General features: G+C 64.3%; 14 protein-coding genes and 1 tRNA gene. 8 read left to right on the forward strand and 7 right to left on the reverse strand.

Going from position 1 to position 13,148, the window contains the following annotated elements; genetic code table 11:
- Window positions 1-14 precede the first annotated feature (14 nt).
- The 3 genes from FFS18_RS09375 to FFS18_RS09385 form a co-directional block, all read right to left on the reverse strand.
- Window positions 15-91: transfer RNA gene (locus tag FFS18_RS09375), tRNA-Pro, on the reverse strand.
- 16 nt (window positions 92-107) lie between these two features.
- Window positions 108-455, reverse strand: coding sequence for a hypothetical protein (locus FFS18_RS09380; protein ID WP_168452885.1), 348 nt, complete (start codon window positions 453-455; stop codon window positions 108-110).
- 204 nt (window positions 456-659) lie between these two features.
- Complete coding sequence (locus tag FFS18_RS09385) at window positions 660-2,051, reverse strand: M20/M25/M40 family metallo-hydrolase (RefSeq protein ID WP_137870665.1); 1,392 nt, start codon at window positions 2,049-2,051, stop codon at window positions 660-662.
- A gap of 143 nt (window positions 2,052-2,194) precedes the next feature.
- Here FFS18_RS09385 and ettA point away from each other — a divergent pair, with 143 nt between their 5' ends.
- The 3 genes from ettA to FFS18_RS09400 all read left to right on the forward strand — a co-directional run bounded on the left by ettA (window position 2,195) and on the right by FFS18_RS09400 (window position 4,984).
- A complete protein-coding gene (gene ettA, locus FFS18_RS09390; protein WP_137870588.1) occupies window positions 2,195-3,874 on the forward strand; it encodes an energy-dependent translational throttle protein EttA in 1,680 nt (559 codons plus the stop codon).
- A gap of 5 nt (window positions 3,875-3,879) precedes the next feature.
- On the forward strand, window positions 3,880-4,338 hold the full coding sequence (locus FFS18_RS09395; RefSeq protein WP_137870589.1) for a PaaI family thioesterase: 459 nt from the start codon (window positions 3,880-3,882) through the stop codon (window positions 4,336-4,338).
- A 73-nt stretch (window positions 4,339-4,411) separates the two neighbouring features.
- Entirely contained in the window at window positions 4,412-4,984 is a 573-nt protein-coding gene (locus FFS18_RS09400) for a DUF1579 domain-containing protein (protein ID WP_137870590.1), read from the forward strand.
- Between the two features lie 101 nt (window positions 4,985-5,085).
- Here the strand turns inward: FFS18_RS09400 and FFS18_RS09405 are convergent, their stop codons facing one another.
- Together FFS18_RS09405 and FFS18_RS09410 are read right to left on the reverse strand one after the other, a co-directional pair.
- Window positions 5,086-5,664 carry a hypothetical protein gene (locus FFS18_RS09405; RefSeq protein ID WP_137870591.1) on the reverse strand — a complete coding sequence of 193 codons (579 nt, stop codon included), beginning with the start codon at window positions 5,662-5,664 and terminating at the stop codon, window positions 5,086-5,088.
- Window positions 5,665-5,678: 14 nt separating this feature from the next.
- Window positions 5,679-6,320: a carbonic anhydrase gene (locus FFS18_RS09410; RefSeq protein ID WP_137870592.1), complete on the reverse strand. Its 642-nt coding sequence runs from the start codon at window positions 6,318-6,320 to the stop codon at window positions 5,679-5,681.
- A 62-nt stretch (window positions 6,321-6,382) separates the two neighbouring features.
- Between FFS18_RS09410 and lipA the strand changes: the two genes are divergently transcribed.
- Together lipA and FFS18_RS09420 are read left to right on the forward strand one after the other, a co-directional pair.
- The gene (lipA, locus tag FFS18_RS09415; RefSeq protein WP_137870593.1) at window positions 6,383-7,318 is read left to right on the forward strand and encodes a lipoyl synthase; all 936 of its coding nucleotides are present in this window, start codon (window positions 6,383-6,385) and stop codon (window positions 7,316-7,318) included.
- Window positions 7,319-7,798, forward strand: a complete 480-nt coding sequence (locus FFS18_RS09420; RefSeq protein WP_137870594.1) for a type II toxin-antitoxin system RatA family toxin — start codon at window positions 7,319-7,321, stop codon at window positions 7,796-7,798.
- Here FFS18_RS09420 and FFS18_RS09425 read toward each other — a convergent pair.
- Together FFS18_RS09425 and FFS18_RS09430 are read right to left on the reverse strand one after the other, a co-directional pair.
- Window positions 7,741-8,298, reverse strand: a complete 558-nt coding sequence (locus tag FFS18_RS09425; RefSeq protein ID WP_137870595.1) for a CinA family protein — start codon at window positions 8,296-8,298, stop codon at window positions 7,741-7,743. The two genes, FFS18_RS09420 and FFS18_RS09425, sit on opposite strands and share 58 nt — an antisense overlap.
- Window positions 8,299-8,302: 4 nt before the next feature.
- Window positions 8,303-9,481 (reverse strand): bifunctional 2-C-methyl-D-erythritol 4-phosphate cytidylyltransferase/2-C-methyl-D-erythritol 2,4-cyclodiphosphate synthase, encoded by a 1,179-nt coding sequence (locus tag FFS18_RS09430; RefSeq protein ID WP_137870596.1) that lies wholly within the window; start codon window positions 9,479-9,481, stop codon window positions 8,303-8,305.
- Window positions 9,482-9,576: 95 nt separating this feature from the next.
- Between FFS18_RS09430 and dusB the strand changes: the two genes are divergently transcribed.
- From dusB to FFS18_RS09445, 3 genes are read left to right on the forward strand one after another with little or no spacing between them, the layout of a single operon-like run.
- The gene (gene dusB, locus FFS18_RS09435) at window positions 9,577-10,575 is read left to right on the forward strand and encodes a tRNA dihydrouridine synthase DusB (RefSeq protein WP_137870597.1); all 999 of its coding nucleotides are present in this window, start codon (window positions 9,577-9,579) and stop codon (window positions 10,573-10,575) included.
- Window positions 10,572-11,663: a two-component system sensor histidine kinase NtrB gene (locus tag FFS18_RS09440; protein WP_137870598.1), complete on the forward strand. Its 1,092-nt coding sequence runs from the start codon at window positions 10,572-10,574 to the stop codon at window positions 11,661-11,663. Before dusB ends, FFS18_RS09440 begins: the two co-directional genes overlap by 4 nt.
- Window positions 11,660-13,069, forward strand: coding sequence for a sigma-54-dependent transcriptional regulator (locus FFS18_RS09445; protein ID WP_137870599.1), 1,410 nt, complete (start codon window positions 11,660-11,662; stop codon window positions 13,067-13,069). Before FFS18_RS09440 ends, FFS18_RS09445 begins: the two co-directional genes overlap by 4 nt.
- Window positions 13,070-13,148 lie beyond the last annotated feature (79 nt).

A 13,148-nucleotide genomic window follows, 5' to 3' on the forward strand; every position in this document is an offset into this window, starting at 1 on the left:
TTTTTGGGGGGCAGTGGTCGGGGAGACAGGATTCGAACCTGCGACATCCTGCTCCCAAAGCAGGCGCGCTACCGGGCTGCGCTACTCCCCGACTACTGCTGGGCGCCTTAGACAGCGCGCGCACGCAAGTCTATCCCGCCGTTGCAAAAGGCAAAGAAAAAGGCGGCCTTCCCGAAGGAAGACCGCCCAATTCTAGTTTCGGTCAACGCCCCGAAGGGCTGTGACTTACTTCTTTTCTTCAGCCGGAGCGGCCGGAGCAGCAGCGGCGTCGGCCGGAGCAGCAGCGGTCGCAGCAGCGTCAGCCGGAGCAGCGGCAGCAGCGTCGGCACCAGCAGCGGCAGCTTCGGCACCAGCAGCAGCGGCGTCGGCGCCAGCAGCAGCGGCGTCAGCGCCTTCTTCAGCAACAGCTTCAGCAGCCGGGGCTTCCGTGGTGGCTTCTTCAGCAGCCTTTTCACCGCAAGCGGCGAGGGCGAACATGCTGGCAGCAACGGCGATAGCAGCAAATTTCTTCATGATGTGTGGGCTCCCTAAAATGCCTTACCGCGATGGGGAAACTTCCCGTCCCGCGAGCGGCGGGATTTAGCCGTTCCGTATGGATCGTCAACAAAAATAATTGAGATGCCGTGCGCTGGCGGAAAACTGTCATTTCCGCGCAACATTCACGGCAGCTCGGCGTCGCTGCTATTGGCGAGAATCGCCAGTGTCGCGCTCCAGACCGCGACATTTTTCCGCAATTGCACCGGATCGATCTTGTCGAGCGTATCGTCGGGCGTGTGGTGCAGATCGAAATAGCGCGTCCCATCCTGTGCCAGGTCGATCGTCGGCACCCCCGCGGCGACCAGCGCGCCAATATCCGCACCGCCACTTGCGGGCTGGCGACCGCGCACGACGCCGAAGGGAGCTACGGCAGCGGTCAGCCGGTCGGCGAGCGGCTTTGCGCTGTCGGGCAGCTTGAAATCGATGCGCCACACGCGATCGGCTCCAAAATCGGACTCGAGCGCGACCGCATGCTTCTGTTCGCCATGGCGCTCGAAATAGGCCTTGCCGCCGAACACGCCCACTTCCTCTGCTCCCGCCCACAAAATGCGGATCGTCCGGCGCGGCTGGCCCGCCGTCATCACATGTTTCGCCGCTGCGGTGATAACCCCGCACCCCGCGGCGTCATCGATCGCGCCGGTGCCCAGATCCCAACTGTCGAGATGACAGGCGATGATGACCGGGCTGGCGCCGCGATCGCTTCCGGGCACTTCGGCGATGACGTTCCCCGATTTGCGGATGCCGAGGTTCTGCGGAGTCAGGATGAGCTTCATCGTGAGCAGCGGCGCTTCATCGCTGCGCACCGGCTGCGCGCGTCGCCACTGCCGGACAAGTTGATCGGCATCGGGATTGGAGATCGCGCCCGCTGGAATCGGCTTCACTCCGGCGTCGAAATTGGTGACGCCGGTGTGCGGGTTCCGGTGGCTGTCGGTCCCGATCGAGCGGATCACGATCGCGATCGCGCCTTTTTGGGCGGCGACGTTGGGGCCGGAAAACCGCCCACGGCCATAATAGCCGTAGCCGCTGCCGTCCTGTGCCGGCTTCATCTGATGATCGATGAAGACGATCTTGCCCTTTACGCTGGCGGCGGGTGCGGCGGCCAGCGCGTCGAAGCTCTCAAAATAGGCGATCTCGCCTTCGATGCCCTTGGCGCCCGTCGATGCGCTGTTGCCAAGCGCGGTGATCGCCAGCTTCTGGGGCACGATCGCACTGGTCAACCAAGCCTCTTCGGCACCGCGCACCCACACGGGCATGTCGAACGCCTCCTCGCGGACGTTCGCGAAGCCCATGGCCTGCAACCGCCGCGCGGCCCAGCGGCGCGCAGCGGCTTCGGACTCGGTTCCGGGCATGCGCGGGCCGATCTCGGTTGTCAGGTCGCGGGTGATCGCCCATGCCGGATCGTTGCCTTGCAGCGCCAGCTCGGCAGCACTCGGTATAGGTTGGGCAGTTACGGCAGAGGAGAAGAGGAGTGCGGTGATTCCGGCAAGGCGGATCGGTGTGCGGGGGTTTCTCATCCCGCTGTCGTAGCTGCGCGTCTCGCGGGCGCAAGCGCCGATCGCCCCGATGATTGCCAAGATGGCCCCCATTCGCTAACCGCGCCACGATTCCATTGTTACCAAGGCCGCGCCTGCGGCCCAGCCCACACCGGAGCATTTCCATGGCCGCCCAATATAGTTTCGTGATGAAGGGTCTGACCAAGACCTATCCCGGCGCGCAAAAGCCGACGCTCAACAATCTGAGCCTGCAATTCTATCCCGATGCCAAGATTGGCATCGTCGGTCCGAACGGCACCGGTAAATCGACGCTGATGAAGATCATGGCGGGCATGGATACCGAATTTTCGGGCGAGGCCTGGCCGGGCGAGGGGATCACTGTCGGTTATCTCGCGCAGGAGCCCGAGCTCGACCCGACCAAGACGGTCAAGGAAAATGTCATGGACGGCGTTCGCGGTGTCGCCGACATGATGGACCGCTTCAACGAGATCAGCACGCTGATGGCCGATCCGCCCGCCGACGCCGATTTTGATGCGCTGATGGAGGAAATGGGCACGCTGCAGGAAAAGATCGACGCGGTCGACGGCTGGACGCTCGACAACCAGCTTGAAATTGCGATGGAAGCGCTGCGTTGCCCACCGGGCGACTGGAGCGTCGAGAATCTGTCGGGCGGCGAACGCCGCCGCATCGCGCTGACCCGTCTGCTGCTCGAAAAGCCGTCGATCCTGCTGCTCGACGAACCGACCAACCACCTCGATGCCGAAAGCGTCGCCTGGCTCGAAAAGCATCTGGTGGACTATCCGGGCAACGTCATCCTCGTCACCCACGACCGTTACTTCCTCGACAATGTCGTGAATTGGATCCTCGAACTCGATCGCGGCCGCTATTTTGTCTATGAAGGCAATTATTCGACCTATCTCGAAAAGAAGGGCAAGCGCCTCGAGCAGGAAGCGCGCGAGGACCAGGGCCGCCAGAAGGCGATCAAGGACGAGCTCGAGTGGATCCGGCAGTCGCCGAAAGCGCGTCAGGCCAAGTCGAAGGCGCGTATCAAATCGTTCGATCAGCTCATCGAGGCGCAGGAAAACCGCGCGCCCGGCAAGGCGCAGATCGTCATTCAGGTGCCCGAACGCCTTGGCGGCAAGGTGATCGAGGTGTCGGGCATTTCCAAGGCTTATGGCGACAAACTGCTCTTTGAAGATCTGTCGTTCACGCTGCCGCCGGGCGGCATCGTCGGCGTGATCGGCCCGAACGGCGCCGGCAAATCGACGCTGTTCAAGCTGATTACCGGGCAGGAAACCCCCGACAGCGGCAGCGTCGCGATCGGCGATACCGTCCGCCTCGGCTATGTCGACCAGAGCCGCGATGCGCTCGACCCGAACAAGAATGTCTGGGAAGAGATTTCGGGCGGCCACGACATGATGAACATCGGCAAGCACGAAATGCAGACCCGCGCCTATGTTGGCGCGTTCAACTTCAAGGGCGTCGACCAGCAGAAAAAGGTCGGCCAGCTGTCGGGCGGTGAACGCAACCGCGTCCATATGGCAAAAATGCTGAAGCAGGGCGGCAACGTGCTGCTGCTCGACGAACCGACCAACGACCTCGACACCGAAACCCTCGCCGCGCTCGAAGAAGCGCTCGAAAATTTCGCGGGCTGCGCGGTGGTCATCAGCCACGACCGCTTCTTCCTCGATCGCCTCGCGACGCACATTCTGGCGTTCGAGGGCGACAGCCATGTCGAATGGTTCGAGGGCAATTTCGAAGCGTATGAAGAGGACAAGATCCGCCGCCTTGGTGAGGGCGCGACCCGTCCGCACGCAACGACGTACAAGAAGCTGTCGCGCTAAAAGCGATGACGGGGAAGGCGGAGCCAATCTCGGAGCCAATCTCGTCGGGCGCGATCCGGCTGGACGCCGATGCGCTCAACGCGTTCATGGCGGACGCCTTTCCCAATTCGGCGCCGGGTTCGCGCGGCACCGTCGTGTCGGCGGCGCCCGGGCATATCCAGGCGCGGATGGACCCGAATGAAAACGCTTTGCGGCCCGGTGGCCTCATTTCCGGACCCACGCAGATGGGGTTCGCCGATATGGCGGCCTACGCGCTCGTCCTGGCGCATATCGGTCCGGTCGCGATGGCGGTGACGAGCGCGCTCAACTATCAGTTCCTGCGTCCGTGCCGGCCGGGGCCGCTGTTCGCCGATGCGCATATGTTGCGGCTTGGAAAACGGCTCGCGGTGATGGACGTCCGGATCTGGACCGACGACCCCGAAAAGCCTGTCGGACAGGCGAATGTGACCTACGCCATTCCCTAGATCGCTGCTTGAACGCCTATTCTCCTCGGCTATCCGCTGTGTTATAGCGATAACACAATTGGGGAGGAACATCATGCGAATTGCTCTTGTTGCTGCGGCCTTGCTGTCGGCCGCCGTCTTGCCCGCGCAGGCGCAGATGCGGACCGATCCTGCGGTCGTCGCCGAACAAAAGGCCGCGATCGCCCGATTGGCGAAACTGCACGGCGAATGGCGCGGGACCGCGACGATCACGTCGCCGGGCGGTACGATCAAGTTGGTGCAGACCGAGCGCGCCGGGCCGATGCTGGACGGCACCGCGGTGGTGATCGAGGGGCGCGGTTATGACGAGGCGGGCAAGCTCGCCTTCAATGCTTTTGCGGTGATTTCGTACGACGCCGCGACCGATCAATATGCCATGAACAGCTGGACCGACGGTCGCACCGGGAAATTCCCGTTTGCGGTGACCGATACGGGCTTTGAATGGAGCATCCCCGTCCCGAACGGCGCCACGATCAAATATGTCGCGACAGTCGCCGACGGCAAATGGACCGAGGTCGGCAGCTATGTCGGCGTCGGGATGCCGCCGGTCGAATTCGCCAAGCTGGAAGTCGCGCGGATCGGCGATAGCGATTGGCCGGCGGCGGGGTTTGTTCCCGCGAAACCGTGACGCGGGCCTTTCACGAGGAGCGAAGCGACGCGGCAATCCAGAGCCTGCGTAAACCTGCACTGCATTGCTCCGCTTCGCTCGCAATGACGCCGAGAAGAAGGTCAGGCGGGCGGCACCTCCCACAAGATTAATTTGGTCGCGCGGACATCTTCGCGCGCCTTGGCGGCGTCGAGGCGTTCGAGCTTGATGCTGCCCTTGAGCGCCTCCATTTCGATCATCGCGCCGATCACGACAACCCCGCCCGGGCCGACATCGATGTCGAATTCGGCGGGGTGCGCCAGCTTCGCCTTTGCCGTGGCGATATGTAAATGGTGCATTCCAGGCGCGACGTCCGCCATCAGCATCTGGCCTGACTTGATCTGCCCCTTCGCCACGCCGTCGAGCGTGACGTCCATCCCCTGCAGCGCCGCGACAAAGCCCCGGCGCACCACATAGAGTCGTGCCTTGCCGGCGGGCGCCTGCATCGTTCGCGCGTCGGCGGTCGCCGCGGTATCGGCCTTCGCGCCGCCCTTGTTGCTCGACAACGCCCAAAAGCAGAAGATGACAACGCCCCCGATCAGCAGCACCGACAGGATGAGCAGGGTTTCGGGCGCCAGCACGCTGGCCAGCGACGGTCCCATGAGCGCGCCAACGATGGCCGCCGCAAAAATCAGCGTCAACCATATCGCATTCTTGCTCATATCGCGCTCCCGTTTCAGGCGGCGGGCTCAAACTCCCGCGTCGCGTCGTCCATAAGGTGCAGCACCCCGTCGCTGATCGCGAAAAAGGCCCCGCGCAGACGCAAGGTGCCGCGCCGTTCCTTTTCCTGGATGCAGGGGAAGGTCCGCAGATTGTCGATGCTGACGCGCACCGCGGCCAGCTCCATCGCGCGGCCCGCTTCTCGGTTGTCGATGTCGGTATGATCGTGGCGCACCTGTTCACTGGCGTCGTCGAGCAGCGCGATCCAGTCGGCGATAAAACCGCCGCGGCCCGGCTCGGCGCCCGCCATCGATTTGTGAAGCGCGGCATGGCACCCGCCGCAGAGGCCGTGGCCCATCACGACGATTTCCTCGACCTTCAGGAATTGGACGGCGAATTCGAGCGCCGCCGACACGCCGTGACGGCCCGGCGTCGTTTCGAACGGCGGGACCAGAGCGGCGACGTTGCGCACGACAAAGATTTCGCCCGGATTGGTGTCGAAAATCTGCGACGGTTCGACGCGGCTGTCGGAGCAGGCGATCACCATCACCTTGGGCGACTGGCCTTCGGCCAGTTCGTCCCAGCGGTCGCGCTGTTGTTGCCAGCCGCCGCTACGGAAACGGCGGTATCCCTCGATCATGTCGGTAAAGTGAGTCATGGACTCGCCTTAGCATAGGTAGAGAGGTTGAGAAGAGGCGCGCGCGCGACTATGTGGGCGGCATGACCGCTCCCGCACAGCCCGTTTCGACTCCCAGCCAGCGCACGCGCAAGCCCGACTGGATCCGCGTCAAGGCGCCGACCAGCCCCGGCTATGCGGAAACGCGCAAGCTGATGCGCGAGCTCAACCTGCATACGGTGTGCGAAGAGGCGGCGTGTCCGAACATCGGCGAATGCTGGACCAAGAAGCATGCGACGGTGATGATCCTGGGCGATACCTGCACCCGCGCCTGCGCCTTTTGCAACGTCAAGACGGGGATGCCGCGGGCGGTCGATCCGTTCGAGCCCGAGCATACCGCGATTGCGGCGGCGAAGATGGGGCTCAGCCACATCGTCATCACCTCGGTCGACCGCGACGATTTGCCCGACGGCGGCGCGAGCCAGTTTGTGAAGGTGATCAATGCGCTGCGCCGCGAAACGCCGCAGACGACGATCGAGATCCTGACGCCGGACTTCCGCAACAAGCCCGAAAGCGCAGTTGCAGCGATCGTCGATGCGCGGCCCGACGTCTATAATCACAATCTCGAAACCGTGCCGCGGCTCTATCCGACGATCCGTCCCGGCGCGCGCTATTATGCGTCGCTTCGCCTGCTCGAAAGCGTCAAACGCCGCGATCCGTCGATCTTTACCAAGTCGGGCATCATGCTGGGGCTCGGCGAGCAGCGGATGGAAGTGCATCAGGTGATGGACGACATGCGCAGCGCCGACATCGATTTCATGACGATGGGTCAATATCTGCAACCGACGCCGAAGCACGCCAAGGTCATCGACTTCGTGACCCCGCAAGCGTTCGACGCCTATGCCCAGATCGCGCGCGCCAAGGGTTTCCTTCAGGTCGCCTCGTCGCCGCTGACGCGCTCCAGCTATCATGCCGGCGATGATTTCGAACGGATGCGCGCTGCCCGCGAAGCGCAATTGGCCCGGACCAAGGCGGACTGATTGCCAAGGCACCATGAAACCCGCGTTCTGCCGTATAGCGAAGAGCAGATGTTCGCGCTCGTCACCGACATCGAGCGCTATCCCGAGTTTCTGCCGTGGGTGATTGCGCTGCGCATCCGCAGCGACAGCGAACATGAAGCGGTCGCCGACATGATAGTCGGGTTCAAGGGACTGCGCGAAAGCTTCTCGTGCCGCGTCCACAAAGAACGGCCGCGCGAAGTGACGGTGAGCTATATCGACGGGCCGATGCGCCACCTGAACAATGAATGGCATTTTTCACCCGTCGAGGGTGGCGGCTGCCGCGTCGACTTCATGGTCGATTTCGCTTTCCGCAGCCGCATGTTCGAAGCACTGGCAGGGCAGATGTTCGACAAGGCGTTGCGCAAGATGATCGCGGCGTTCGAAACGCGCGCCGATGACCTTTACGGCGCGGGGAGGGCGATGTCCTCCGACGGGCGCAGCGCGTCCCTGTCGGGCTGAAGCAGGTCGAGCGCGAACAGCGTGGCCGCATGGCGGATCGCGGCGCGATCGGTCGACTCGAACTGTACTCGCTGGGTGAAATAATCGTCGGGATCCTGGCCGCGCAGCGCGCGGGCGAAAACGACCAGCCCGACGGGCTTTTTCTCCGATCCCCCGCCCGGGCCGGCGATTCCGGTGATCGCTACGGCAATATCGGCGTCGCTATTGGCGAGCGCTCCGGATGCCATCGCCCACGCCGTCGCCAGCGACACTTCGCCGAAGGTTTCGAGGATTTCGCTGCTGACGTCGAGCTGGCTTTGCTTGGCATGGCCCGAATAGGTGATGAAGCCGGCAGAAAACACGTCCGAACTGCCTGCGATATCGGTCAGCGCGGCGCTGACCATGCCGCCGGTGCAGCTTTCGGCCACTCCCACCTTGCGCCCCGCCGCGCGATTGTTTGCGAGCACGCTGGTCGCAAGCTCGTCGCGCGCGAAAAGGCGCGATTCAGGGTCTGGCAACACGGTATCAATTCTCCGGAAGTCGCAGGGTCGCGACGGCTTGGGCAGCTATCCCTTCGCGGCGACCGGTGAACCCCAGCCGCTCTGTCGTTGTGGCCTTCACACTAACCCGTTCGACCGGAATCGCAAGGATTTCGGCAATCCGTGCGCGCATTGCCGCACGGTGGGGGCCGATCTTCGGCGCTTCGGCGATGATGGTGAGATCGACATGGTCGATCCGGCCCGAACGCGCCGCAACGCGCGCTGCTGCAAAGGACAGGAAACGGTGCGAGGCGGCGCCGCGCCATTGCAGGTCGCTGGGCGGGAAATGATCGCCAATGTCGCCATCGCCAAGCGCGCCGAGGATCGCATCGGTCAACGCGTGAAGTCCGACGTCGGCATCGCTATGGCCTTCAAGCCCATGACTATGCGCGATTTCTATGCCGCAGATCCACAGCGGCTTACCGGCAACAAGCCTGTGGACGTCATATCCCATTCCGACGGCGGTTCTTGTCATGGTCTTAATCCCCAACAATCCTGACAGGATTGCCATATCTTCGGCATAAGTCAGTTTGTGGAGCCGCGCGTCGCCCGCGACGGTCGCGACGGAAAGCCCCTGGCGCCGTACTAGCTGCGCGTCGTCGGTTGCGGCTTCCTCGGCCGCCACGCCATGCGCGCGGCGCAATGTCCCAAGATGGAACGCCTGCGGGGTCTGAACGCGCGCCAGCGCCGCGCGGTCGACGACCTCGCCTGCTTCGCTCCCCGCGTGCTCGACGAGGGTATCGGGAACCGGCAGCGTCGGAATTGCAGCGTTGGCGACATCAAGCGCCGCAAGCAGCCGATCGATGACGTCGGCGGTCACGCCGGGCCGCGCCGCGTCGTGAACCAGCACCCGCACCGCGTCGTCGCAGTGGGCCAGCGCGGCGAGCGCGTTGGCGACCGATTGTTGCCGTTCTTCCCCGGGACCGGCGGAAATCCAGCCATCCGGCAGTGTACCGAGCGCCGCCATAACGTCATCATTGCCGACGACAACGCCGCCAGCGATCGCAGGGTGGCCAGCGAGGGCGTCGAGGCTCCAGCGCAAGACCGGCTTGCCGCCGAGCATCGCAAGCTGCTTGGGCATCACGAAACCGGCGCGGCTCCCTCGACCGCCCGCAAGCAATATAGCCATCGCGCGCGGCGTGGCGAGGGGAGCGGACTCAGTCATGTTGCGCGCCGGTTAGCGCAGCGGCGGCTTGCGGGAAAGCGGCTTAGCGTGTACGGGCTGCTCAAATTTTAGGCAATTTCGAGAAAGCTCCCGCCATGGCGCCGCTGCGGCCCATCCAGATCGGCAACATCACCATCGCGGATCCCGTGATCCTTGCGCCGATGACGGGCGTCACCGACCTGCCGTTCCGCAAGCTGGTGCGCTATTATGGTTCGGGGCTCAACGTCACCGAGATGATCGCGAGTCAGGCCGCGATCCGCGAAACGCGCCAGTCGATCCAGAAAGCCGCCTGGGATCCGGTCGAAGAGCCGGTTTCGATGCAGCTTGTCGGGTGCACCCCCTATGAAATGGGCGAGGCGGCCAAGCTCAACGAGGATCGCGGCGCATCGATCATCGACATCAACATGGGCTGTCCGGTGCGCAAGGTCACCAACGGCGATGCCGGATCCGCGCTGATGCGCGACCTGAAGCTCGCCGCGGCGCTGATCGACAGTTGCGTGAAGGCGGTGTCGGTCCCGGTGACGGTCAAGATGCGCATGGGGTGGTGCCACGACAGTCTCAACGCGCCCGAACTGGCGCATATTGCCGAGGATCTGGGCGCGAAGCTGGTGACCGTGCACGGCCGCACTCGCAATCAGATGTATCGCGGCGAGGCCGACTGGGCTTTTGTCCGTTCGGTTAAGGATGCGGTGTCGATCCCGGTCATTGTCAATGGCGACATCTGCTCGGCGGACGACGCGAGGACCGCGCTGTCGCAAAGCGGCGCCGACGGGGTGATGATCGGTCGCGGCGCCTATGGCCGCCCGTGGCTGCTGGGTCAGGTGATGGCGGCGCTGCGCGGCGAGGGCGAGCGCCCCGACCCCGGCATCGACGAACAATATGACGTCATTACATCGCATTACCGGGCGATGATCGACCATTATGGCGAGATTACCGGGGTCAATATGGCGCGCAAGCACCTTGGCTGGTACGTCAAGGGGCTACACGGATCGGCCGAGTTTCGCAACATGGTCAACCAGATCCCGAGCAGCCGTGACGTGCTCGACGCGCTCGAACGCTTCTATGCGCCCTTCCTGACCAAGGCCGCGGCGTGACCACGCTCACGTCGAGCATCCCGCGTTTCGACCATGACGAGCTGATCCACTCGCACCCCGTTCCCACCCTGCTGATCGACAAGGGTGCCGTCGTTCTGTTCGTCAACGCCGCCGCCGAGCAAATGTGCAATATGAGCCGGTCGGCGATGATCGGCCGCGTGGTCTATGACGTGATCGACATGGACCGCAGCTATCGCCAGCGAATGAGCGACGCCGCGACGTCGGCGCTGTTCGCGCATCGCGCCGAAATTTCGGTGGGTGGGCGCAAGGCGATTTATGTCGACATGCAGATGGTGCCTTATGGCCAGAGCGGCCACCGCATCCTCGCGCTGATTCCGGCCCACAGTGATGCCGAATTGATGGGCGGCGCGATTGGACGGTCGGGACGCGCCGCCGGCGGCGCGGCATCGATGCTGGCGCACGAAATCAAGAATCCGCTCGCGGGTATAAAGGGCGCGGCGCAATTGCTGGCGCGCAAGACCGACGCCAGCGGCGAACGCTTTACGACATTGATCTGCGCCGAGGTCGACCGGATCGCGACGCTGATCGATCAGATGGAGCATTTTTCGCGCGGGCAGCCGATCGCCTGCGCCGCGATCAACCTGTACCAGCCGATCCACCAGGCGATGGAAACCGCGCGCGCGCGCCAGTTTCCGGGGGTGCGCTTTGCGGAGGATTTCGACCCGTCCTTGCCGCTCGTGCACGGCAACCATGACGCCATGGTGCAGATATTGCTCAACCTGGTCACCAATGGCTGCGAAGCGCTGGGTGGGCGCGACGACGGCGTGGTGCGGATCGCCACCGCCTATCGCCACGGGCTGTCGATCGACAATGGCGACGGGCGCGGGCGCATCGCGCTGCCGATCGAGGTCAGCGTCAGCGACAATGGCCCGGGGGTTCCAGCCGATATTCGCGGCGACCTGTTCGACCCGTTCGTAACGACGAAGCGCGAGGGGCGGGGACTCGGCCTCGCCCTCGTCGCCAAGCTGGCGCGCGATATGGGCGGCACCGTCCAGCATATGCGCGACGGCGACTGGACGCGCTTTCGCGTTCATTTGCCGGTCGCGCAAAAGGTCCGCCCCGCATGAGCACCGCCAAAACGATCCTGCTGGTCGAGGATGATCCCGCGATCGCGATGATCATTCGCGAAACGCTGCTTGGCGAATGCGGACATTTCACATCGGTCGCCAGCATTGCCGAGCGCAACGCCTGGCTGACGGGCAACCGCCCCGATCTGGTCATCACCGACGTCGTCCTGCCCGATGGCGACGGCATCGATTCGCTTCGCATCGATGCGGCGATACCGGTCATCGTGCTGTCGGCGCAAAATACGCTCGACACGGCGGTGCGCGCGACCGGGATCGGCAGCTACGACTATCTGCCCAAGCCGTTCGACCTCGACGAATTGACCGCGAGCGTCCGCGCCGCGCTGCAACGCCGCGCCGAACCGGCGACGAGTGCAGACCCGGCGCAGGCCGACAGCCATGGGCTGGTCGGGCGCGCGCCCGCGATGCAGGCGGTGTACCGGACCATCGCGCGGCTCGCATCGAACGATCTCGCGGTGCTGATCCTCGGCGAATCGGGGACCGGCAAGGAAGTCGTGGCGCGCGCGATCCACGCCACGGGGCTGCGCCGGTCGGGTCCGTTCGTGGCGATCAACATGGCGGCCATCCCGCGCGAGTTGATCGAGGCCGAGCTGTTCGGCCACGAAAAGGGCGCCTTCACCGGCGCGCACAGCCGCAATGCGGGGCGGTTCGAGCAAGCGGCGGGCGGTACGCTGTTCCTCGACGAAATCGGCGACATGCCGCTCGAGGCACAGACGCGGCTGCTTCGCGTCCTGCAAAGCAACGAATATTCGACCGTCGGCGGCAATCAGGCGCTGCGCGCCGATGTCCGCGTCATTGCCGCCACCCATCGCGACATGCGGACGCTCGTCGCCGATGGCCGGTTCCGCGAGGATCTCTTCTACCGCCTCAACGTCATCCCGGTGACGCTGCCGCCGCTGCGCGACCGGCGCAGCGACATCGCGGCGCTCGTCCGCCATTTTGTCGACGCGGGGCGCAGCTCCGGGCTGCCCGACCGCCAGTTTTCGCCCGCTGCGATGCAGTGGCTCGAACGCCATGACTGGCCGGGCAATGTCAGGGAACTTGGCAATGTCGTTCAGCGTCTGGCGGTGCTGTCGCGCGACACCGTCGTCACCGAACGTGACGTCGACACGGTGCTGCACGAAAATGGCGAGAGTGGCGGCGTGGCGGCGCCCGCCGACCTGATCGCCCGCGCGGTCGATGACTGGGCGCGCGAGCAGATGGCGAATGGCGCCAGCGAAGGCGATCTGCACGGCCAGCTCGAGGCAATCGTCGAGGCCGCGCTGTTCCGCCGCATCCTGCGCGAGGTGCGCGGCAATCAGCTCGAGGCGGCGCGGCGGTTGGGGATCAACCGCAACACACTGCGCAAGCGCTTGGGTCAGCTCGATATCGACCCAAACCAGCTGTGATGACGCCGACCTAGTCCATAGTAGCGTCATTCAGTCTGCCCGAGCGCAGTTTGTGTGTTTTCTATGCAACAGGTTTGTC

This window comes from Sphingopyxis sp. 2PD (genome assembly GCF_005503695.1).
GTDB lineage: Bacteria > Pseudomonadota > Alphaproteobacteria > Sphingomonadales > Sphingomonadaceae > Sphingopyxis.